This is a genomic window from Segatella copri DSM 18205, from assembly GCF_025151535.1.
Lineage (GTDB): Bacteria > Bacteroidota > Bacteroidia > Bacteroidales > Bacteroidaceae > Prevotella > Prevotella copri.
On the sequence record NZ_CP102288.1, the window covers coordinates 1,376,862 to 1,398,487 of the forward strand.

Annotated in this window: 20 protein-coding genes; 9 read left to right on the forward strand and 11 right to left on the reverse strand. The window is 44.7% G+C overall.

Going from position 1 to position 21,626, the window contains the following annotated elements; translation table 11 throughout:
- Positions 1–52: 52 nt before the first annotated feature.
- Complete coding sequence (locus tag NQ544_RS05785) at positions 53–1,114, reverse strand: porin (protein WP_006849293.1); 1,062 nt, start codon at positions 1,112–1,114, stop codon at positions 53–55.
- A gap of 350 nt (positions 1,115–1,464) precedes the next feature.
- Between NQ544_RS05785 and NQ544_RS05790 the strand changes: the two genes are divergently transcribed.
- From NQ544_RS05790 to NQ544_RS05800, 3 genes are read left to right on the forward strand one after another with little or no spacing between them, the layout of a single operon-like run.
- The gene (locus NQ544_RS05790) at positions 1,465–1,971 is read left to right on the forward strand and encodes an RNA polymerase sigma factor (RefSeq protein WP_167529952.1); all 507 of its coding nucleotides are present in this window, start codon (positions 1,465–1,467) and stop codon (positions 1,969–1,971) included.
- An 18-nt stretch (positions 1,972–1,989) separates the two neighbouring features.
- Positions 1,990–2,769: a hypothetical protein gene (locus NQ544_RS05795; RefSeq protein ID WP_006849296.1), complete on the forward strand. Its 780-nt coding sequence runs from the start codon at positions 1,990–1,992 to the stop codon at positions 2,767–2,769.
- A gap of 38 nt (positions 2,770–2,807) precedes the next feature.
- Complete coding sequence (locus NQ544_RS05800) at positions 2,808–3,230, forward strand: hypothetical protein (RefSeq protein ID WP_006849297.1); 423 nt, start codon at positions 2,808–2,810, stop codon at positions 3,228–3,230.
- Here NQ544_RS05800 and NQ544_RS05805 read toward each other — a convergent pair.
- Both NQ544_RS05805 and NQ544_RS05810 read right to left on the reverse strand, forming a co-directional pair.
- Positions 3,214–3,900 (reverse strand): response regulator transcription factor, encoded by a 687-nt coding sequence (locus NQ544_RS05805; protein ID WP_006849298.1) that lies wholly within the window; start codon positions 3,898–3,900, stop codon positions 3,214–3,216. The two genes, NQ544_RS05800 and NQ544_RS05805, sit on opposite strands and share 17 nt — an antisense overlap.
- A gap of 34 nt (positions 3,901–3,934) precedes the next feature.
- Positions 3,935–5,353, reverse strand: a complete 1,419-nt coding sequence (locus tag NQ544_RS05810) for a sensor histidine kinase (protein ID WP_006849299.1) — start codon at positions 5,351–5,353, stop codon at positions 3,935–3,937.
- Positions 5,354–5,516: 163 nt separating this feature from the next.
- Between NQ544_RS05810 and NQ544_RS05815 the strand changes: the two genes are divergently transcribed.
- The gene (locus tag NQ544_RS05815) at positions 5,517–7,709 is read left to right on the forward strand and encodes an outer membrane beta-barrel family protein (protein WP_040553818.1); all 2,193 of its coding nucleotides are present in this window, start codon (positions 5,517–5,519) and stop codon (positions 7,707–7,709) included.
- Between the two features lie 51 nt (positions 7,710–7,760).
- Here NQ544_RS05815 and bamJ read toward each other — a convergent pair whose 3' ends face one another.
- The gene (bamJ, locus tag NQ544_RS05820) at positions 7,761–8,159 is read right to left on the reverse strand and encodes a BamJ family beta-barrel-assembly machinery protein (RefSeq protein WP_006849301.1); all 399 of its coding nucleotides are present in this window, start codon (positions 8,157–8,159) and stop codon (positions 7,761–7,763) included.
- Between the two features lie 142 nt (positions 8,160–8,301).
- On the opposite strand from bamJ, the gene NQ544_RS05825 reads away from it, so the two are divergent.
- Positions 8,302–9,588, forward strand: coding sequence for a BaiN/RdsA family NAD(P)/FAD-dependent oxidoreductase (locus NQ544_RS05825; RefSeq protein WP_050758664.1), 1,287 nt, complete (start codon positions 8,302–8,304; stop codon positions 9,586–9,588).
- Between the two features lies 1 nt (position 9,589).
- On the opposite strand, the gene NQ544_RS05830 is transcribed toward NQ544_RS05825, so the two are convergent.
- The 6 genes from NQ544_RS05830 to NQ544_RS05855 form a co-directional block, all read right to left on the reverse strand.
- Positions 9,590–10,585 (reverse strand): alpha/beta hydrolase, encoded by a 996-nt coding sequence (locus tag NQ544_RS05830; protein WP_228023577.1) that lies wholly within the window; start codon positions 10,583–10,585, stop codon positions 9,590–9,592.
- Between the two features lie 136 nt (positions 10,586–10,721).
- The gene (locus NQ544_RS05835; protein WP_006846409.1) at positions 10,722–11,768 is read right to left on the reverse strand and encodes an ISAon1 family transposase; all 1,047 of its coding nucleotides are present in this window, start codon (positions 11,766–11,768) and stop codon (positions 10,722–10,724) included.
- Complete coding sequence (locus NQ544_RS05840) at positions 11,734–12,114, reverse strand: ISAon1 family transposase N-terminal region protein (protein ID WP_006847878.1); 381 nt, start codon at positions 12,112–12,114, stop codon at positions 11,734–11,736. The genes NQ544_RS05835 and NQ544_RS05840 overlap by 35 nt, the downstream gene beginning before the upstream one ends.
- 163 nt (positions 12,115–12,277) lie before the next feature.
- Positions 12,278–14,392, reverse strand: a complete 2,115-nt coding sequence (locus NQ544_RS05845; RefSeq protein WP_208855012.1) for an outer membrane beta-barrel family protein — start codon at positions 14,390–14,392, stop codon at positions 12,278–12,280.
- A 36-nt stretch (positions 14,393–14,428) separates the two neighbouring features.
- Positions 14,429–16,474, reverse strand: a complete 2,046-nt coding sequence (locus NQ544_RS05850; protein WP_006849306.1) for a TonB-dependent receptor — start codon at positions 16,472–16,474, stop codon at positions 14,429–14,431.
- Positions 16,475–16,656: 182 nt separating this feature from the next.
- On the reverse strand, positions 16,657–17,160 hold the full coding sequence (locus tag NQ544_RS05855) for an RNA polymerase sigma factor (RefSeq protein WP_006849308.1): 504 nt from the start codon (positions 17,158–17,160) through the stop codon (positions 16,657–16,659).
- Between the two features lie 174 nt (positions 17,161–17,334).
- Between NQ544_RS05855 and NQ544_RS05860 the strand changes: the two genes are divergently transcribed.
- From NQ544_RS05860 to NQ544_RS05875, 4 genes are all read left to right on the forward strand, one after another.
- Entirely contained in the window at positions 17,335–17,553 is a 219-nt protein-coding gene (locus NQ544_RS05860; RefSeq protein ID WP_050758666.1) for a DUF4160 domain-containing protein, read from the forward strand.
- Positions 17,554–17,558: 5 nt separating this feature from the next.
- On the forward strand, positions 17,559–17,813 hold the full coding sequence (locus NQ544_RS05865) for a DUF2442 domain-containing protein (RefSeq protein ID WP_155814079.1): 255 nt from the start codon (positions 17,559–17,561) through the stop codon (positions 17,811–17,813).
- 509 nt (positions 17,814–18,322) lie between these two features.
- Positions 18,323–18,637, forward strand: coding sequence for a nucleotidyltransferase family protein (locus tag NQ544_RS05870; RefSeq protein WP_006849312.1), 315 nt, complete (start codon positions 18,323–18,325; stop codon positions 18,635–18,637).
- Positions 18,621–18,968 carry a HepT-like ribonuclease domain-containing protein gene (locus NQ544_RS05875; RefSeq protein ID WP_006849313.1) on the forward strand — a complete coding sequence of 116 codons (348 nt, stop codon included), beginning with the start codon at positions 18,621–18,623 and terminating at the stop codon, positions 18,966–18,968. Before NQ544_RS05870 ends, NQ544_RS05875 begins: the two co-directional genes overlap by 17 nt.
- A gap of 101 nt (positions 18,969–19,069) precedes the next feature.
- On the opposite strand, the gene NQ544_RS05880 is transcribed toward NQ544_RS05875, so the two are convergent.
- Positions 19,070–21,613, reverse strand: coding sequence for an outer membrane beta-barrel family protein (locus tag NQ544_RS05880; protein WP_040553864.1), 2,544 nt, complete (start codon positions 21,611–21,613; stop codon positions 19,070–19,072).
- Between the last annotated feature and the right edge of the window lie 13 nt (positions 21,614–21,626).

A 21,626-nucleotide genomic window follows, 5' to 3' on the forward strand; every position in this document is an offset into this window, starting at 1 on the left:
GTTTATAGTTTATAGATGACTGTTGCTATAAACTCTTAACTATAAACTATTATTAGAACATTGTCATGAACTCCACAACAATCTTATCTTTTTCTGAAACTTTAGCTATACCACCTTTACGATAGAAATATTTCTCGTAGTTGATACGGATATCTGAGATGAATGGCTTGGCAAGGCTCAAGGTTACACCGCCCGTAACACGATGGCGCTTATAATCATTGATCTTCAATGCCCCCAGTTCCGTATCAGAACCGCCATATCTTGTACCATCACTGTGGTCGCTCATGAAATCATATCTTGCCAAAGGAGAAACCTTCCTGATGAGACTCTTAGGATTAGCCACCGGAATGTCATAGCATACGAAAACATCGAATGCATGAACATCGTGGAAAGCATTCTTACTGTAATGCTTGTAAAGATACTCAGCCTCAGCAATGAAACCGCCCTTGTGGAAGGTGATACCGCCATCATACATCGTTACCGTAACATCAGATGGCTTGATCTTCTGGGTACTCAACACCAGGTTCACATTCGGAAAGAGGAACTGTGCCTTGGCTGAATAGTTGACGCCCTTGGTCCAGTAATCCTTCTGGTTGGTCAAGCCCGAACCATTGAAGATACCGGCATTCACCACGATTGGGAAACCAACATTCCAGGTGTATCCGATTTCGGCACCCACGTCGCGCACGTTGCCCACCTGCTTGGCGATGAACGAGCGGTTGGCGAAGTACTGCTGATGAGGAGAACGGTGAGCATCAATAGTAAATGGCACGCGTTCCTGACCAATGGTAAGCTGCAGGGTCTTCCAAGGTTTGATGCGGGTATAGGCATCGAGCATCTTGATCTTACCCTCGTCGCAGAGGTCGATTTCCGCCTTATAGCTTACCTGAGGTGTTACATTGCCAATCACGTTGATGCGGGCTGTACGCACCTCGAATCGTCCCTCCCCCTCTTCGGTCTGGTACTCATACTTAGAGCGGATGGTTCCACCAATGGTCATGGTCTTGGTGAATTCCTCAATGCCCTTCTCCAAAGAGCTGTTTCCAGAATTCTGGGCATTCATTCCCATCGACACCATCGTGAGTGCCATCAACAAATACGGTTTCTTCTTCATTTCTTACCTTATTATATATACACGTAAATCTGATTTTCTTTATTCCGAATGAAACCCTCCTCATTGACATAGAAAGGCATCTTCTTCATTTCGACTGCAAAGGTAAGGAGAAGATATTTCTACCGTAAAACATAAGTATTACAAAGCTGTTACATCACTGATTTTCTGCACCTGTAATATCATTGTAATGATGGCAAAAACAGAGGAATAAACCACTTCATCCACAAATAAAATAAAAGATATGTCTATATCTCAAATTTTTATGCTATCTTTGCACGGAAATGTGCGAAGGTAGCATTTTTATGTTTACCTTTCGCCTCTTCTTGCGTCATACACATAAAAAGGAACAAATGGAAGAAACAGAATTTGAACATATCGCCCAGGAAATGCGCCCCAGGTTGACGGCACATTGTCAACGCTATCTCTCGGCAGGAACCCTTGCCGAAGAAGCCGATGACATCGTGCAGGAAACCCTGGTGAAGCTCTGGAAGATGCGCGAAAGGCTCTCTGAATACCAGAGCATCGAGGCCTTAGGTATGACGATAGCCAGGAATCTCTGCATCGACCATCTGAGACGCAACAAAGCCCAGACGGCATCGCTGGAACAGATGAAGCATCCCGCAGAAATCTGTACGGCAACCGAGCATACCGACCAGGCCATCATCGGCGAAGATACGCAAAGGCGACTCAACAGGGCGATGGACAGGCTTCCGGATACGCAGAGAAGAATGCTGCTATTGAGAAGCGAGGGAAAGAGCCTCGATGAGATTGCCGAAATCTGTGGAGCCAACAAGACGAGCACCAAGACGATGATTTCTGCAGCAAGAAGATCATTGCTGAAAATGATGAAGTCATAAACTCTAAAAAGGAAAGAAATGAAGAAACTAGAAGATATAACCTATCGCCACGAGCTGATAGAGCGCTACCTCGATGCTGATACCAGCGTGGAGGAAGAACAGGCATTGGCTGATTTCTATCGCCATTGCGAGAATAAGGATTTAACGGATGAGGATCTCGACATCAGAAACCTGATGCTGGGAATGGAGAACTATACTCCGAATATTCTTCAACCTGTTTCTAAGAAGCACGAAACAAGATGGGTACGCCTCTCAGCCATTCTTCTCGCTACGGCGATGCTGGCAGGACTCATCTTCCTGCTCTTCCCTATCAAGGATTATTTCTCATCCTCTTCAGAACAACAACCTGGTTTCGCCAACCTGGTTCCTACAGAGCAGGTGGTTCGCTCGCAGCCATCTTCCGAGGATGAAGACGGGAACCTGAACGCATACGAGAAGATGGAACGTGCCGACTCCCTCTTCCTGGCTGCAACCCAGGATATCGTGACTCCACAGGAAATGAAGACAAGCAAGAGGGCTCTTGCCAAAAGAAAGAATATCGCAGAAAGAAGCGAGAAAGATGCCGAGAAGACCTCTTCTGAAACAGAAAGAAGCATTCATGAAGATTTCAATCAGATTTATGAAGTAGCCTCTGCCGCCCTGCCTTCTGCCGAGCAGCTTACCATCAACCGCCAAGGCGATAACATCGTTATCTCAACCCTGGACAACGACGGCAACATGCAGCATTACACCATCAATATCGCAGAAACGCAAGATGGTAGCTATCAGCTACTTCCTTTGGCACAGTTAAACGAATAATAAAACATTTCACGCTGAATTATAAACATTTCACGCTTATGAAAAAGTATATTTTCACCATTGCATTTGCCCTGCTGGGCATAACCAGCAGTATGGCATCCAAGGCAGATACCCTGCGTATCTACAGCATCGACGGCGAGCGCATTCCAAACTTCACCGGCAAGGAACTCATCGGTAAAACCATCAAGAATTACCAGATAAACACCAACGTCCTGCCGGCACCCAAAAGAGATGTGATAGAGATTCATATCATCACCACTACCACACCTCCTGCCCCCAAGCCAGCCCCTCACTATCTGATCAAGGGCAGAGAGCAGGAACTGACTAAAGAGGAATTCTACAAGATTTCTCCCAGCAAAATCAAAGCCATCGAGGTCTTGAAAGAGGGCACCAAAGCCATTCAGGAAAGAGGTCTGAAAGACGATGGCAGAAGCTACATCATCGTTACTCTGGAGAAATAACAGATAAGACGTATCCCTTTTTCTTCAGCGACTCAATCTTAACGGTCGCATCATGCTGAAGAGCATGACGGAGATACGTCATCTGCACATTCACAGCCAGGGAGTTGGCATAGCTCACGGTTCCCCACACCGCCTCCTGTATCATCTCCTTGCTTACTACATTGCCGATATTCTTCGCCAGCAGACGGAGGATGTCGGCTTGTCGGCTGGTGATGAGCACACGAGAGGAACGGGTACGAAGTTCATTGTTATTATAGCAGAAGGTGGTTTCACCGAAATGATACACCTCCTCTTCTATCGTCTCACTCTCATTCATGGAGAACCGCTCCTCTATTCTTGCCAGCAACTCTTCCGGATAGAAGGGTTTGGCAAGATAATCGTTTGCCTTCAGGGAGAAACCTTTCAGTCGATCGTTCTTCTCCGTACGGTCGGTGAGGAAGAAGATAAGCACCTTCGGGTCGATGGTCCTGATGCGCTCAGCCACCTCATAGCCATCCATCTCCGGCATATTGATGTCGAGCAATACCAGGTCGGGCTTCACCTCCGGGAACTGCTCCCATGCCTTCTTGCCATTGCCGGCATAAGTCACATCGTAGCCATGCTGCTGCAGGAAACTCTTCAGCAACATGGAATACTTCAAGTCATCGTCTGCAAATAATATCTTGATCATTTTTTCTATTGTTTATAGCGTTAAACCGGATGCATCAGGAGTGCTGCGGGATGACGATTGAAATTCTGGTTCCCTTGCCCACTTCGCTCTGCATCATTTTTCTGCCCCCATGGGCCTTCACAATCATATCAACAAAACTCAAACCCAAGCCGATGCCCGGCTGCATCATATCCGGGTAAGCATTGCTGCGATAGAACTTCGTCCAGACTCTCTGCTGCTCGTCGGGCGAAATTCCGATACCATTATCTGATACAGAAATCATGACTTCCCCCTTCCCGGTATCTCGGCAGGCAACATGGATATTGACGATATCGCCGGAATACTTCACCGAGTTCTCCATCAGATTGCTGACCACATTCAGAAGCTGGTCTCTATCTCCCATCATCCGGTTGGAAGTGCGCTGGTAATCGAGCGAAACATCCACCTCCTTCTGCTTATTCTTTCGATAAACTGCCACCAGATTCTGCAAGGCGGCATGGATATCGAAAGAAGTTATCTGGAGCGGGATATGTTCCTCTGCCCTGATTACTTCCCGGAGTTTGGCGAGATAGGCAGTCAGGTTATCGCTCTCCTCTCTAACCGTCTCCATGATGAGGGCATTCTCATCCTTCTCATCAGTCTTTTGAGCAGAGAATACAGATACACACATCTTCAGCGTCTGCACGGGGCGCTTCAACTCGTGAATCATCGTATGCACAAAGTCGCTTCGCATCTTATCCACCTTCTTCTGCAGGAGCATCACCTTGATGAGGTAAGCTATACTCAGGAGAAGCAAGATAGTAACCAGCAGACTTCCTATCATCTGCCACATCATTCCCTTCAGGATGGGCAGCATCGGCACCTGCATCCTCATCTGCATCGACTGATACTGGATAGGATTGAAAGGTACTTCCACCAGCATTTCGTGATGAAACAAGGTAGGAGGCTCTACGATTCTTGTCTGCCACAGACGATGCTTTCCCGTCTTCATCTCTGCCCCGATGAAATCATTGCCCAGTTTCCTACTGATGAAACGGTCAAAATGCGCCTTGTCAAAACGGGTAAGCTGGTAAGTAATGTAAGTATTCAGGCAATCAAAAGAATTGTTGGAATCCGTCTCACGCAAATCGAAAGTATCTCTCTTCTCCATCACGTTGCCGAATCCCGGCTTGCTATACACCACTCCACCAATGATTGTATCCGTATCCAGCGGAGAGCAAATCGTAGTACAGGGACGCTTGAAGTCTGAAAAATATGCCGTGACGACATAACCGATATGTGATTTTTCTTTTACCGCCGCTCCGAGATCTGTCTGATAAGTGACTATTGCCAGTTCCGCCTTTTCGGCATTTTTCTTCCCCATCTCTCCCATCGAATAGGTCACGCTATTGTAGAGCCAATAGGTCTGCAAGCCTATCAGCAGGAAAGAGGAAAGGATGGCGAGCAGCCAGACTTGTGTGATTCTTCTATTCATATTATTTTTTCTTTTTTCGATGCAAAGGTACAAAGATTTCACTATATATAATTAAGGTGAAGCAAGATTATTTTGCCAGCGTAATGTTTCAGTAATGATTATTTGCGATTTTGAGCCCGAAAAGCTGTTCCTTTGCAAACGAAAACAAAAAACAAGGAAGAAAATGAAGAAAGAAACAGTTTTATGGGCGATGCTAGCCACCACCACCTGTGCAACAGCACAAAACGGGGAATTCCCGACATCCGGAGTTTCCGCAGACTCAGTACAGACGGAAAAAGATTCAATCAAAGCAGATAAGGAGGCCGAGATTCAAGCCGTAACCGCAACAGGTCATCGCCCGATGTACAAGATGAGAAACGATGCCTTGGTTACCCGTGTCCGTAATACTCCTTTGGCAAAGGAGCCAACGCTGGATGATGTATTGAAGCACATACCCAGCATGAAACAAACCGCCGACGGAAGCCTGGAGGTAAACGGACTGGGAGCACCCACCATCTATCTCAACGACAAGAAGGCTACCTCTGCCGAACTCGCTCATCTCGATGTGAAGCTGATAGATGAAATAGAACTCATTACCACTCCTGGTGCAAAATATGATGCAACGACGGGAGCCGTACTGAGAATCCTGACGAGAAGAACAGACGAGGGTATATTCGGCAAGATGCAGGTGTATGATAAGTTGAGCGAGGTGAACACCAACCACGAGGAATTGACCCTGGGTTGGGTAACGAAGAAGATTTCGCTCACAGGATTTTACGGCTACACAGACAACCGATACAATGTGCATCAGCCACAGGAAGCGCTCGTAAGAGCCAAAGATGGCGAATATCTCTTCGGAACCGACCGCCATGGCAAGAACAAGGCAAATTACAACGCTACGGAACTCAACTTCGACTGGTTAATCAGCAAGCAGCACGAAGTGGGAATACAATGGGAAGGGCTTTGGCTGAATGGCGGCAGAAGCGAAAAACAGCAGCAGTACTATCGCTATCCTAACCCAGCAGGAGAAGATACAAACAGCGAGATGAAACTTTCTGATGCGGATGGCAAGATGAAGTATTTCGATGCGGAGAGCCAGCAATGGGGACACCAGCGCAGTCACCACTTCAACCTCTTCCATCTGGTTAAATGGTCGAAGCATTTCTCATCACAGATTTATCTGGACTATGCCAGGAACAAGGATTCTGACAGACAGCCTATCACGGAGAAAGAAGGTAGCGAGATGCAGGAAACCCTCAACCGCTCTAATTCCAACTACGATATCTATAGTGGAAGAATCGAAGTCAAGCAACTCATCTCTGACAAACATTCCATCAACTATGGTGGCGAATGGAGCCTGATGGAAGGCAAGGGAAAAACCGAAAGTTCTGCCGATATGCTTGGAACTACGGAATACAAAAACCATGATACCAAGACGGCTGCTTACCTGCAATATCAGGGTGAAGCTGGCAGATGGTGCTGGTGGGCAGGCATCCGATACGAGCATCTCACATCCCGATACACCAATCTGTCGGAGGAATCTCCCGACAATATGGAGCGCCATTACGACCAGTGGTTTCCATCGTTCGGTATCACTCTCAACGAACCATCGTGGCATCACTCGCTCAGCTTCCGCACTACCACCGCCCGACCTTCTTTCAGTCAGCTAAGCGGTAACATCTACTATACCTCGCGCTTTCAGTATCAGATCAGCAATCCGAAGCTACAGCCTGTCAACACCTATCGTCTGACCTACTCGGTGCAGTGGAAAGATTTCATGGGAATGCTGAGATACACCCGTACCGACCACTCCATCATGTACGTGCATGAAGTGCCGGAAGACAAGCCCGTAAGATACGTGAGTACATTCATGAACTTCAACAAGATTCAGAAATACATGGCATATCTCAACTGGGGACACGTCTTCGGCTGCTGGCGTCCGAATGTCAATGCAAGCATCACTTACCAGCGCTTCTCCGTAAATGATCATGGAGAGCTAATCAGTTACAACGGAGCAACTTGGAATGCATCGTTTGACAATTACTTCACGCTACCAAACGACTATCAGCTGTCGCTCTCCTACAGTTTTGACAACGGAGGGCAAGTGGGTAAAACGAAGTTCCGCCCCACTCAGAACTGGAGTCTTGGTGCCAGCAAATCGTGGATGGACGACAGATTACAGGTTGCCTTCAGTGCCAACGACCTCTTCCATCAGCAGCTCTTCAAGGAGCGAACCCACGAGCATGCCGTTGACTTCTCCCAGACTGAGGATTACAAGCTATGGAGCTACAAGTTGACCGTAACCTGGAAATTCAACAAGCGCAAGGGAAGATACAACGGCATGAACAGTGCGGAAGATGAATTGAACCGACTATAGCCGGACAAGACTCTCTTATCTTAATGATCTTTATAATTTCAAGTATCCGGGTTATCCCACACCCAGCAGTTCTACTTCGAATATCAAGGTAGAGCCGCCTGGGATGCCCGGCTGCGAGAACTTGCCGTATCCCATCTCGGCAGGGATGTAAAGTTCCCACTGGTCGCCCACATGCATCTGCTGCATGGCAACAATCCAGCCATCAATCAGGTCGCTCAATCGCATGGCGAACGGCGTGCCGCCACGGCTGGAATCAAACTTCTTGCCGTTGATGGTCCAACCGGTGTAATGGGCCGTCACGATGCTGCGTCGGCTAGGCTGTGCTCCCTTCGGGTCACCCTGCTTCAACACCTTATAATATATACCACGAGGCAGCGCCATAACGCCCTCCTCCTTTGCCTTTTCCTCCAGCCAACGCTTGTTGACCTCAACATATTCTCTTTTTGCCATAAATCTATTTGATACTTAATATACTATGATTTTTGCGCAAAGTTACAAAAATCTATCGTATCTGCAAAAGAAAAAGGGGAACTTTTCTTCTTTTATCAAAGAAAAGCAGTACCTTTGCACCCTAATCAACCAAAAATACGATATGCCACAATCACTACATATTGCAATTATTGGTGGGGGTGCCGCAGGATTCTTTGCGGCGATAGAGGCCAAGCGCAACTTCCCTCACGCCGACATCACGATTTTCGAAAAGAATTCGAAGGTTCTCGCCAAGGTAGAAATCACGGGAGGAGGAAGATGCAATCTTACCAATTCCTTTGAGGAGATTTCCGACCTAAAACAAGCGTATCCTCGCGGACATAAACTGATGAAGCGACTCTTCAAGAGATTCGACTACCAGCATGCCTTCGACTGGTTTGAGGAGAACGGCGTGCCACTGGTTACGCAGGAAGACCAGTGCGTGTTTCCGCAATCGCAGGATTCGCACAGCATCATCGACTGTCTGGTGAATACCGCCAAGCGACTGGGCGTGAAGATACAATGCAACCACCAGCTCACCGCCATCACCGAACTGGAGGATGAGCGCCTGCTCCTGGATTTCAAGGTTTCAAAAGAAAAGGGAAATCTATCGGGTGCATCTTCTGCCTCTCATCCCGTTTCCGGAATCAGGCAGATTGCCTTCCACCGGGTAGCCATTACCACAGGCGGTCATCCGAAGCAGGAAAGCTTCAAGCATCTCTCAGACCTGGGACATGCGATAGAGCAGCCTATCCCATCGCTCTTCACCTTCAATATCGCCGACAAGGCTTTCAAGAATCTGATGGGCACGGTGGTGGAGCCTGTATATACCAGCATTCCGGGCACTAAACTGAAGGCAGAGGGTCCGCTCCTCATCACCCATTGGGGCATGAGCGGTCCTGCCGTGCTGAAGCTCTCATCCCATGCAGCCCGTTATCTGCACGAGAACAACTATCAGATTAAGATTTCCGTAAACTGGGTACACGAGAGCAACCGCTCGCTGGTGGAAGAGAACATCCAGGGCATCATCATCGCCAACCCACAGAAGCAGCTGGCAAGCATCCGCCCCTACAATCTGCCATCCCGCCTCTGGCTCTTCCTGATTCAGAAGATGGGATATGCACCCGAAAAGAAATGGAGCGAAATGGGAAAGAAGGGTTGCAACCTGCTGATAGAAACCCTCACCAACGACCTCTATCAGGTGAACGGAAAGGGAGCCTTCAAGGAGGAGTTTGTTACCTGCGGCGGCATCAGCCTCAGCAACATCGACCTGCATACCCTGGAGAGCAAGGTGTGCCCTCACCTCTTCTTTGCCGGCGAAGTGCTCGACATAGATGCCATCACCGGCGGCTTCAATCTGCAGGCCGCCTGGACCACGGGGTATGTGGTGGGACAACATATCGGAGAATAGCCTATTCTTCTTTAGAAACAAAATCTTTCACGATGTGGGTGTATTCCTCGTGATGGTCGCGATATGCCATAGCATGAACGGAGCCCTTGGCGATGAAGATGGCTTTTCTGCCTTTCGTCTTTGCCTCGTAAAGGGGATGCAGCATGGCGTAGGGCACGAAGGCATCCTTATCGCCATGGATAAAGAGCATCGGTTTGGTGCTCTTGCGAACCTGCTCTATCTGCTGAGCCTCGGCAAACGACCAGCCGTAGCGATACTGGCAAAGGGCGGAAGTGGTATTCATCAGCGGGAAGGCAGGCAAGCCAAACTGCTCTTTGAGCTGAGCGGAAAACTCATCCCATACGCAGGTATAGCCGCAGTCCTCTACAAAGCACTTCACGTAATCGGGAGTCTTCTCTCCCGATACTGCCATCGTGGTTGCCGCACCCATCGAAATACCGTGAATCACCTGACGGGTATTCTTCATTCTCCGTTCTTCACCCTTCACTTTAAAAATCTCATTGGCGATTTCCGACCATCTGATCACATCCCATCTATCCTTCCATCCCATCTGGATATGGTCGCCCTCACTCTCTCCATGTCCATACAGATCTGGCAGGAGCACATTATACCCCATATCGTGATTATAGAGATAGGCGATGTGCAGCATTCCCTCGGAGCGCACCTGATAGCCATGCACCACCACGGCAGTCTTTTCCGTAGTTTTCGGTGCATAGAGATAGATGGCATGGGCCTTGTAGCCCGATGGCATCGTGACAAAGGTATCCTTCACGCAATGGTGCTGATACACAGAGTCAATCCAGCCAATCATCCAGGGGCACTCTTTCTTCATTCTATTCTTCCAATGCTCAGCCGTCATTCTCTCCTCCTTCGGATAGTTGAGCGAATAATTGAGCATATAGTTGCTGGCGCCATACAGTCCCAGCACCACGAGCACCACCAGACCCAGAGCCGAAGCGATGCCTATCTTTCTTATCTTTTCCTGTTTCATCTTCATTCTTATTTCCATTACAAATATCTATTATAGAGTTTCTGCTGCAAAATTAAGGAAAAAGATGGAAATGGCAAAGAAACGGAGGAAAAAATCCTGTTAAATTGAAGCATAAAGCGGGTCACCAGTAAAAGTGTGTGGATTAGGCATAGATCTTCATTAGTCTGAAGAGAAAGAACTTACGGTCAATAATACCTCTGAGTTGTGCTCTGAAATGCTTGATCTTTGCATTGAGGGATTCTGCTGATGCATTGGTAGAGCGATTGACAAAATAGTTAAGGATCTCATCCTCACGGTCGTACATGGCGGCAGCAATATCATTGAACGATTTGTTGCCGAAATCACCGACCTTCGAGTACCATGAATGCAGGCTGACAGCACCTTGCTCCTTAGTACACCTCTGCGAGAATATCATTCGAAGAGAGTGGGTAAGCGAGAAAGCCGTCTTTATGTCCGGAAACTCACGGAACAGTATTTCTGCACGTTCCTTCTGTGTGCCTGTCCATTTCTCGGGTGACATCATAAGTAGCCCCTTACTGCGTGCAAGGAGTTCTGCACGAGTCTCTCCGTTCTCAAGTCTTTCGGGATAGTACCTTGCATTGCGCCTTATGGCATTGCCCTCCTCATCCACAAATGGACCATCGTTCTCCTGCAGCTGGCGCATCATCAGACGGTGCTCTTCCCTAGCATTGGCATCAAGTGTCATCTGCTCACGCCTATACTCTCTGCGTACCTCTTGCAAGGCTTCAAGACAAAACTGCTGATGATGGAACCGGTCGAGCGTACGCATAGCCTTCGGAAAGCATGTCTCTACTATGTTGTGCATACTCTCAGAGAAGTCGAGAGTAACCTCTTCCACGCTCATTCTCAACGCTTCTGGTATCTTCATCAATGCCTTTATGACATCCTTTGCCTTAGTGCCCTTGACTACAGCAATAAGGCATCCCTTGCGACCATGTGCATCCTTGTTCGAGGCTATTGTGTATACCTCTCCCGTGGACAAGCATGTCTCATCTATGCTGACGTGAGGACTTATGTTCTCTGGGAAGATGAGCCACTCGTCAGCATGGCCTAGTTCAGACCATTCACGATAGCCGCTTAGGTGGTCCTTGTAGGCTCTGCCATACTCATCACCGTCTATGTGATAGTCATCCTCAAACGAACGGGCCGTTATAGGGCGCGTCTCCAAACGCTTCTTTTAAAAAATCCGCCAACTCGGTTGAGCAGCGGGTGGACTCCTGAATGAGATTGCATTCGGTCATCACGTTGTGACCATCTGCATCAAGCCATCTGCGACGGCGCACGTGAAGCAGTACTTCCTGACCTCTAATCGGAAAGTCGTGAAACACACTTTCGCGTGTAAATCCATTGGGGCGCAGGTCTTCTCCGTCGTCAGGTTTCTGCTCGTTCTCATCGAGATAAAGGTGAATCACCTGTGTGTCACCTTTCTTCTCGACACGTACAGTCTTCAAGTCAAACCAGTCAAGCATGCGGGCTGGCAATAGGCATTCCGCTAAGAGTCTATACTGTTCCATTTTCTTCTAACGTTTACTCTATAAACGTACACCTGCTTGCTTTTATTGTGCTATGCTATCCACACGCTTTTGCAAGTGACCCCATAAAGCTGCATTTATAAGGGTATATGAACTACGACAAACAATCGATAAGCATATCCCGGAATGGATAGAGTTTAAACAGTTACAATCTATCCATTTCCTTTTTCCCTGCCCCTTTACCTTTATATTTTGTTTTAACTGTATTAAACTTATATCTTACGATACATTCCACTGCCCTTACAGACGCAGCCTTTTCAATATAGACATCATTCATTCCGCTGAAAATGGTAAAAGTATTTTTGCGGGCAGTATTAAAGATGTCATTTGCAGACAACTTGACATTCCATTTTTCAGATAAGTCCTTAGCCAAAGAAAGATTTATCTGTCCAACACTCCCCATCTTAATATTCTCACTATTTCCCTCACTACGCCAACTGTAATTTACTGTCGCCATATAGTTGTTATGGAATTTGAAAATATTATTGAACTTAACTACAACCAAAGGATTGTCCACGTGCTTTATATTTCCTCTGTAATCAATCTTGTAAAATTGCGAGACAACACCACATGCCAATACAGGATAATAGCATTTCCAAAGGAATCCGGGCATAAAAGAAGCCATAATCTGTAAGTTAGACAGACAGTTTCTAGAATTTTCCTTTCTGAGCAAGGCAATCGTCTTCGCATCATCATAATATGTATATGATGTTATTATTTGGTTTCGTACCTTTTTATAATTAGCAGTTAATGCCAACCAGCGATACCTCAAATTCAAAGAGATGTTGTCGCTATAGGATGGTTGCAAATACGGATTTCCACTTTGATAGAGATATTTGTTAACATAGTGAACCGTGTTACTCAACTGAGAGTACAATGGACGATAGCATTGCTTAGAATAGCTCAACTGCACCATGGTTTTTCCAATGGGCAGAGACAATGAAGCTGTCGGGAAAAACTTATCATAAACATGTGACTGTTCGTGATTTTTTCTGCCACCTATAAAATATTCACTGTTCACATGCTCATACCTACCACCGATACGGAATGTTACATTGCCTAGATGCTGCATTGTTTCAACGTAATATGCCATATTCAGCTCCTGTATTTTATTGTTCTCGCCTGCCATAATGCTATTTTCACTTTCTGAATTTTCCTCACGGCTACTATTGGTGAAATCTACTCCAAAGCTAAAATTACCTTTAAGAAACGGGTGTGACGCATATAATTCCGTTGCCATTAACCTAGCATGCCCAACATCTTTTATTCCGAAATTCTGATTGATGCCAGTTTGCTCTATAACGTTTTGATTTTCACGTGTTTTTTTCCACATTAAATCAAAAGTCATTTCCAAATTCCATTTTCCCCAAACCCCATGGCAATATCCATCTAACAAATGTTCCAAATCTCTTAATTTGATATCCTTGTATGCAGAAGTCTCACTTTCAATTACATCATTAGAATATAATGATGACATAATGCTCGAATTGGTCTTTGTTGGAGCATAAGATACTTGGTAAAATGCGCCAAATGAGAGTTTTGGAGATGAGGAAAAATCAAATCCCCATTTACCATCAATCAAGTTTGAGTGTTGTGTCGATTTCATAGCCGTATTCTGCTGATGATGTGACGAGAGCCATGAATTCTGAACATTTTTGCTAGAGTTCGTATTCTTGCCTTTCTCAAATCCCAACGTTCCAAAAACATCCAAATTGTCAATTCTATAGTTCAAATCCAAATTGTCTTTGCCATACATATAATTACGATAACCAAAAGTCGCGATGTTATCAAAGGAGAAACCATCCCCAACCTTTTTAATGGTTGTTATCTTTATGATGGAACCTACGGTTGAAGCATAACGTGAACTTGGATTCGTTATAACTGTTATCTTATCTATTTGGTTAGCCTTCAATTGCTCAACTTCTATATTATTGCGGACAATATGTCCATTGATATAGAAGACTGGTTTTCCCTTGCCAAAAACTTCAATGGAACCATTATTATTCAGTACACCAGGCAACATACCCATAATGTCTTTTGCAAAACCAAGTTTTTCCAAAACGGTACCTTTGACTTCTGTCACAAAGCCTTCGCTGTTCAACTTTGCCAAAGGGCGGGTTGCTCTAACAACAACCTCCCTTAATTGCAGAGTATCCTTTCCAAAATTTTGGTTAGCGATACCAGTCTGAGCTAAACTGATTTGAGCTAAAATCAAATGAAATATAATACCAACAAATCTTTTTACCTTAAAATCTAACATTTTCATCTGTTCCTATATCTTTTGTTTTATAAAACTCTACTCCACTCTTAACAAAGAGCTGTTTATATTCTTATTAACATCCTTCTCTACTTTTTGGGTCTTCCTGCCAAAGTCGAAGGAGTAAGCAACCTTGATGCTGGCATATTGCGAAGCCGTCTGGTCTTTGATGCTCTTACTGTAGCTGTAGATAGGCAAATCCAACCAATATTGCTTCTCCTGCTTTTTGAAAGGCGATACTGCCTGAAGTTCTACATAGAGGTTGCCCCTGCTGTAAGAACACGACATTCCATAGTCGATAGGAATCTTGTTTATCACCCAAGCAGCTTCATCTAAAGACTTCTTGCCAAAATGCAGGTAAGGCTTCAAGGCAAAATCACCCATGAACATATTCAACCCAAGATTACCCGTCAAATTGTTGTTATGCTTCGACCAGGTAGTCTTCACCTCCGCATGGTTATATCTGATATCTCCCGACAGATTGGCAAACTTACACAGTTTGTACTGCAAGGCGAGGATAGCAGAATAATATTGAGCATTTCCACCATTCGAGTAAGTCTTCACTATTTTCCTGTTTGCCTCATCCAGGTAATAATCATCAGTTACAGGATGATGATTGTAACGGAATTGTCCGATGGCAGAAATACTCAACCTGTTGAAACGCCCCATATAATATAAATAGGTGTTGATGTCATGCGATTTCTTCAGTTCGGGCATTCCCTTTTCCATCATGTGGGAATTGACCTGAATCATAGCCCGGTTGATGACATCCATACCATGATTGGAGTTCACAAAGTTGAATGACCACAAGAGCATTCCCTTATTCAGTTGGTATTGCACATTCGTATTGATGCGAGGAGACAGCTGGCTAAAACTGTTGTCTCCATGCAGATGATATTGAAGCCAATCCAATCCGATGCGGTTTTTCAGACTCAAGCGCCTGCTAGCCTGGAAATTATAGGAGAAGAAAGCCAACGACTCCCCTTTCCAGAGATGCTGCCATAGTTCGCAATTGCCGGAATAATCAGCATTCCAGACATCGTGGTAATGAAACAGTTCCACAGATAAGGAATGCTTTTGAGAGAAATAATTATAGATGGCAGACAGCTGGAACGACAGCGCTTTCTCGTCTTCATCGGTCATTGCCTCGAAAGGCTGTTCCTGGTAAAGGCGGTGATAGGAGTTGGCAGAATACTTGCCATGTACTCCCAAGGTAAGCGTCTGATTCTTGCTTAATGGCAAGTTGGCGTTCAGGTCAATCTTAGGAGATAGACTCTTCTTCCTGATATTTGAGAAGATGTCCGTCTCTGTGCTTTCCTTCGCAAAACCAGAAGATGCATTTCTCGGAGTAGAGAGGTTGACGAGCGTAAACTTGCCCACCCAATATCTCTTTCCCTTCTGGTTCTGATAGCGGAACTGCATATATTCCTGATGATTCCGGTAAGAATTCTTACTATAGCTCTCCCTATCAAATAGGGATTGTGAAAACTGATAGTTCTCATTGTTCCAGGTCTCAGTACCATCCACATGACTATAGTTTGCACCAGCAAACACAGTATAGGAATTGTTACCTTTTACATAATTGGTGGCAACGTTATAGTCGCCATGGTCATATCCCATCGCCTGCAGTCCGTCAGCCTGCACATATCCTCCATATCGGTATTGTTTGGTGATGAAGTTGACGACAAGCTTATCCTTGGCGTATTTTCCAGATGGAGCATCATGATATTCTATTTTCTCGATGTCACGAGGACGGAGCATCTGTATTTCCCGGATGTCGCATTCCTGCCCATTCAGATACAAGGCGGCTTGCAGTCCCATCACATCCACCTGATTCGATTTTGCATCGATGATGAGTCCTGGGATATTCAGGTTTTCCAACACCCCGAATCCATTGACCGCATGTTTTCGTTGCTGGCTGTTGGGATAGATGACGAGATGATCACCCACACGACTGATATTGGAGGCTGATACCACCACATCATCCAAAGCTTTAGTAGAGACAATAGAGTCCTTCCCAGTGTTCTGAGCGAACACGGGCACAGCAGCCATCAGCAGTCCAAAAGAGCAAAAAAACGTCTTCATTCTTACAATATGTTTTTATTTCATCATTATCTAGTACAAAAGTACACATTATTATCCAAAGCCATTACATCTCTTCCGTTAAATTTGTATAACTGCATCAAATTACCAATTCCATCCAGTTCATCATCCCTCCTATCCTGAATGTATTCCCGTTTTTTGTTATACATCATCTCTTAAAAAACCTAACTCATAGCATCCACCTCATGAACAGGACCTAGAATCGTACGACTTTCATCGTCATCATATTTCACTTTGCCTACATGCTTCCCATCTTCTTTCACCTCATAATCAGAATACGACATTCCTTCCCGATAGCACAGTCGGATGACGGAAGCTGCCTGGTCGGTCAGGTCATGGTCGATGCAATCCACGGCAGCCTGCCATCGCTCTTCCAGACGAGAAGGTTCTTCCTCCGTCAATTTCTCTTCCGAGAGAGGGAGAAGCCGTTTCAGTCGTTCATCTCTCTTCTTTCTGGCTATAAGATTGATGCAGGCATTCTTCACGCTCCGCATCAGGTAAGTCCGGTCTGGAACCTGCTGTTTATCCCACAATCTGGAGAACACGTCGCTCACCACATCCCTCGCCTCCTCATTATCATGGAGCAAGGCAAAGGCGAAGCGATACATCTGCTCGTAATGGTCGTGGAACAGCCGTTCCATCCGCTGTTCATTTTCCTCTGTTATCACGTCATTTTCTTCTTGTTTCTACTCTTATATACAAGCTTTCCTGAAATCAATTACCCCTAAAATGAAGAAATCTTCTACTTTTTTTGGAAAAGCAATGCAAAAGTAATAAAAAGATTTGGAACATTCAATATTTTTTTTTATCTTTGCCAAAAAATAATAAAGATTATCATTGCCATGTTTGGAGATGATCACAATCCTCCACATTTTCATGTGAGATATGGAGACTACGAAGCCATTATTACCATACAAGATGGAATCGTAAAAGGAGAATTGCCTAAAAAGGTACTTAAAGACGTATTCAAGTGGATGGAGATTCATCAAAACGAACTTGAAATGAATTGGAAGCGATTACAGGAAGGCAAGGAAATAATAAAAATTGAACCTCTTAAATAAGTTGAATTATGGTTGACATTGATTTAATAAGAATCGTTGATGTTGATTACATTAAGGATTATACCATGGACTTAAAGTTCAGTAATGGCGAAACAAGACGCATTGACTTTCTCCCATTACTAAAAGGCAATAAGCGAGAAGAACTTAAAGACATGAATAAGTTTATTCAATTTGGACTTACCCATTGGACTTTGGAATGGTACAATGGAATTGATTTTGCCCCAGATTTCCTGTACAAACAAGGGAAAAAAGTGGCTTAATAAAAACATCGGTCAAGCAAAGAGCAAACCAATATGGTTTTGCCTTCGCTTGACCGATTGTCATATATTCATTGTTTTAAGAGAGTTTCTTCCTGGAAAAAGCTACATGAAGCGATTATAATCTCATAAAGAATCCGTGTAATCTCTCCCGATGTCCTTGAAATTACATGGCAACGCAGGAATATCTGTGTCGTGATGTAGGAAAGATTACGTCGCCATGTGGTAAAGTCTACATCGGGACGTAATTTTTGGGGGTATCTATAAGGTTTCATATCAGATTCTTTTTTGATTTAACATCGAGCTTATACGCACACGAAAAAGTATTTTCATATACATCAGTTTTTCTTTTTTCTGTTTCTTATTATCTATACAGTTGAGCCAAGCAAAAAACTAAGCAAAACATAGATTATTTTCGGAAAACCTATGCAAAGGTAATAAAAAACTAGAAAAAAGCTTGCTCTTTCGAATAAAAAGTGTATCTTTGCACCAAGAAACAACATCATTATATTATGGGTAAACGAGATATTATGGGTAAACGAGCCATCATAGAAGCTTTACGCCATTATTTCAGCACCCAACCCGTACAGAAAGCCTGGCTGTTCGGTTCTTTCTCCAGAGGGGAAGAAACGAAGGATAGCGATGTCGATATTATGGTTTCTTTGGACAAGAGTAAACCTATAGGTTTAAAATTCTTCGGCATGTGGAGTGATTTGGAAGAACTCTTAGGTAGAAAAGTTGATTTGGTCTCAGAAGGAACCTTACTTCCTTTTGCACAGGAATCAGTAGAACGTGATAAAATCTTAGTATATGAGAGAACGAAGTAGAGATAAAAACCGCCTAGAGCACATGCTCCAGGCGATAGAAAGAATCTGCCGATATACAAAAGGTAAAAACTTTGAGGATTTTATCGCAGACGACATGATGTATTACGCAGTAGTCAAGAACATCGAAATTCTTGGAGAAGCATCGAATATGCTAACTGAAGAATTTCGGCAAGCGCATCCTAAGACTCCTTGGAAACAAGTGAACGGCATGAGGAACTATAGCGTCCATGAATATTTCCAAGTTGATAACAACGTTGTTTGGGATGTGATTACAAACGACCTTCCGATATTAGAGCAACAAATAAAGGAGTATCTAACTGAAGAAAAATAAAAACATCGGTCAAGCAAAGAGCAAAACAATAAGGTTGTGCCTTCTCTTGACCGATTGTCATATATTCATTGTTTATTAAGAGAGTTTCTTCCTAACAAGAACTACAAGCGGCTCTTTTCTTCATTGCCGGCTCCTGTGCCCTTATACTTACTGCGCTTGGCATTGAAATTATACGTAACCTGCAGGGAGATGCTACGAGTATAGTAGTAGCAGTCTTTTGTGGTACCCGCTCCCAGTCCGTACATCGTCCAACGTTCCTTTGTAGTCTTGAAGATGTCATTTGCAGAAAGATAAATGATCCATGTGCGATTGGCAAACGACTTGTCGAACCGCAGATCGACGCTGTAATTACTCTTCATCATAAGAAATCCATCTGCATTGGGGGTTGCTGCATTCAGGCTGATAGCCGCGTTCATGGTTTCTGAAAGAGCGAAATTATTGTCGAGCAAGCACAACAGCAAAGGTCTGCTTAATGCCTTGCTGGCACCATACTTCTTGGTATCGAAGAACTGCTGTTTATAATAGAATCCCCACCTAGGACGAAAGATGCCAAGCTTTGGCGAAACATTGACAGAAGCATAAAGCAGATGCTTATGGTTGAAATTCAACGACGTACTATAAGCAAATTCCTTTCCAGGATAGATATACTTGGTCCACTCTATCACATCCTTCAGATATTTATAACCTGCGGAAACATTCAGCCACTTATATGTCATCATTGCCTCAACATTGAACACCTTCTCCGGTTGCAAGGTAGGATTTCCGCCTTCATAAAGGAAACGGTTGTCAAACTGCATGAAGTTGCCTAACTGTCGATAACTTGGACGATTTATTTTCTCGTTGACATTCAACTGCCAATTCCAGTTACCTTTGTTCCATGATAAGCTGAGGTTAGGAAAGAAGTTGCTGTATCTTCTGCTCACATCATCCTGCTTGACTCCACCAGAGAAATAGTCGCGAATGATATTCTCGTAACGCACACCAAGACCAATGGTCCACTTGCTGAGGGGCAGTTCATATTGTGCAAAGCCAGCAACATTTCTTTCATGGATATCCGTCTCTGTGGATGGCACCAACTGCTCTTCATTCAGGAACGTTCCATGAGAGTCGGTCTTCGACAGCTCTGTTCCTAAAGAAACATTTCCTTTCCACAGAGGAATATTCACAACCAACTTGCCTGCCCACATATCGCTATTCTGACGATTGCTTGAATGTACCTCCTGATTGCCCAACTCCTTGCTGCTTTCAATACTCTCGTCACTACGTCTGTTATTGACCGTATAGTATGTGGCATTGAAATCGATACCTACCTGTCCTATCTTTCCCACATAATAAATTTCTGCCTCATGTGAACCAAGGTGAGGCTTTGCAACCTTATTCTGCCCAATGCTACCCTGTGCCACACCATTCAGAAATACATCCTGTTGGCTAGCACTATTCGTCCTGCCATTCAACATGCCATAGTAGCGATAAGAGCCACCAATGGAATTGCTGTCGTTGAGCGAATAGTCGGCTGAGAGTTTTTCCGACAAGAAGCGGTTATTGGTATCCGAATTAAAATGCTGGTCGTTGTGATAATGCTTGTCGGGCAAATTGATATCGGTGTTCAGAAGATTATCCTCACCAAAATGAGAGTCCCCCGTCCATAAGCTATTGGCTATCTCAAATTTCTTGGTCTGATACCGGGTGCTGACAAGCTCGTAATCCGACATCCATTTGTTGTATTTACCAAAAGCATCTGCACGCAAGCTGAACCCATTGGCACGCCGCTCTTTGGTGCGGATACGAATTACCGATTCTACCTCGGCATCATATTCTGCTCCAGGACTTGTTATCACCGAAATCGACTTGATGTTGTCGGGAGTGATGTTTACAATCTCATTATTGTCATTCACACGCTTGTTGTTGATATAAACAATCGGTGTGCCTTTTCCACACACGGATATCTTTTGTCCAGCTACAGAGACACGTGGCAACAGGTTCAGGACATCAAAAGTGTTTGCCATCTTAGAAAGCAAGGTATGCTCTACGGCAACCTCCACTCCTCCAGGCGACATTTTATACTGAGGTCTTTCACCCTTCACTACAACTCCCTTGATAATCATCGTTTCGGGCTGCAATTTGATGATTCCCATTTCCGGATTGCTGTATATACGGCTGATAGTCTTATAACCAACGTATGTGATACGGGCTAACACCTTCCGGGAATTACAAGGAATGACAAAACTTCCATTCTCATTACTCACACCATGTCCTACGATCGTAGAATCAATGGGCGACAACAAGGTTATATTTGCATATTCGGCAGCATTTCCACTCTCATCTATAATACGTCCCTTATAACGAAGTGTTGTCTTCTGCATACACTCTACCATGATATTATCCTCCATCTGCGTCATCCTGATGGGATAGAATCCTATCAGTTGTATGATGGCATCGGGAACACTCTGGTTTCTGATGCTCTTGGTTACCCTGAAATCCTCCAACTCATCATACACGAAGTTGATGGTGTACTTATGCTGGCGGGCATTCAAATCCTTCAACGCCGCAGAGAACGACACATTATTATATTGTCGGGTGATGCGCTGGGCTAATGCGGTTTGAAAAACAGCCACACAAGCACAAATCATAATCCATTTTTTCATATACATCTGTCTT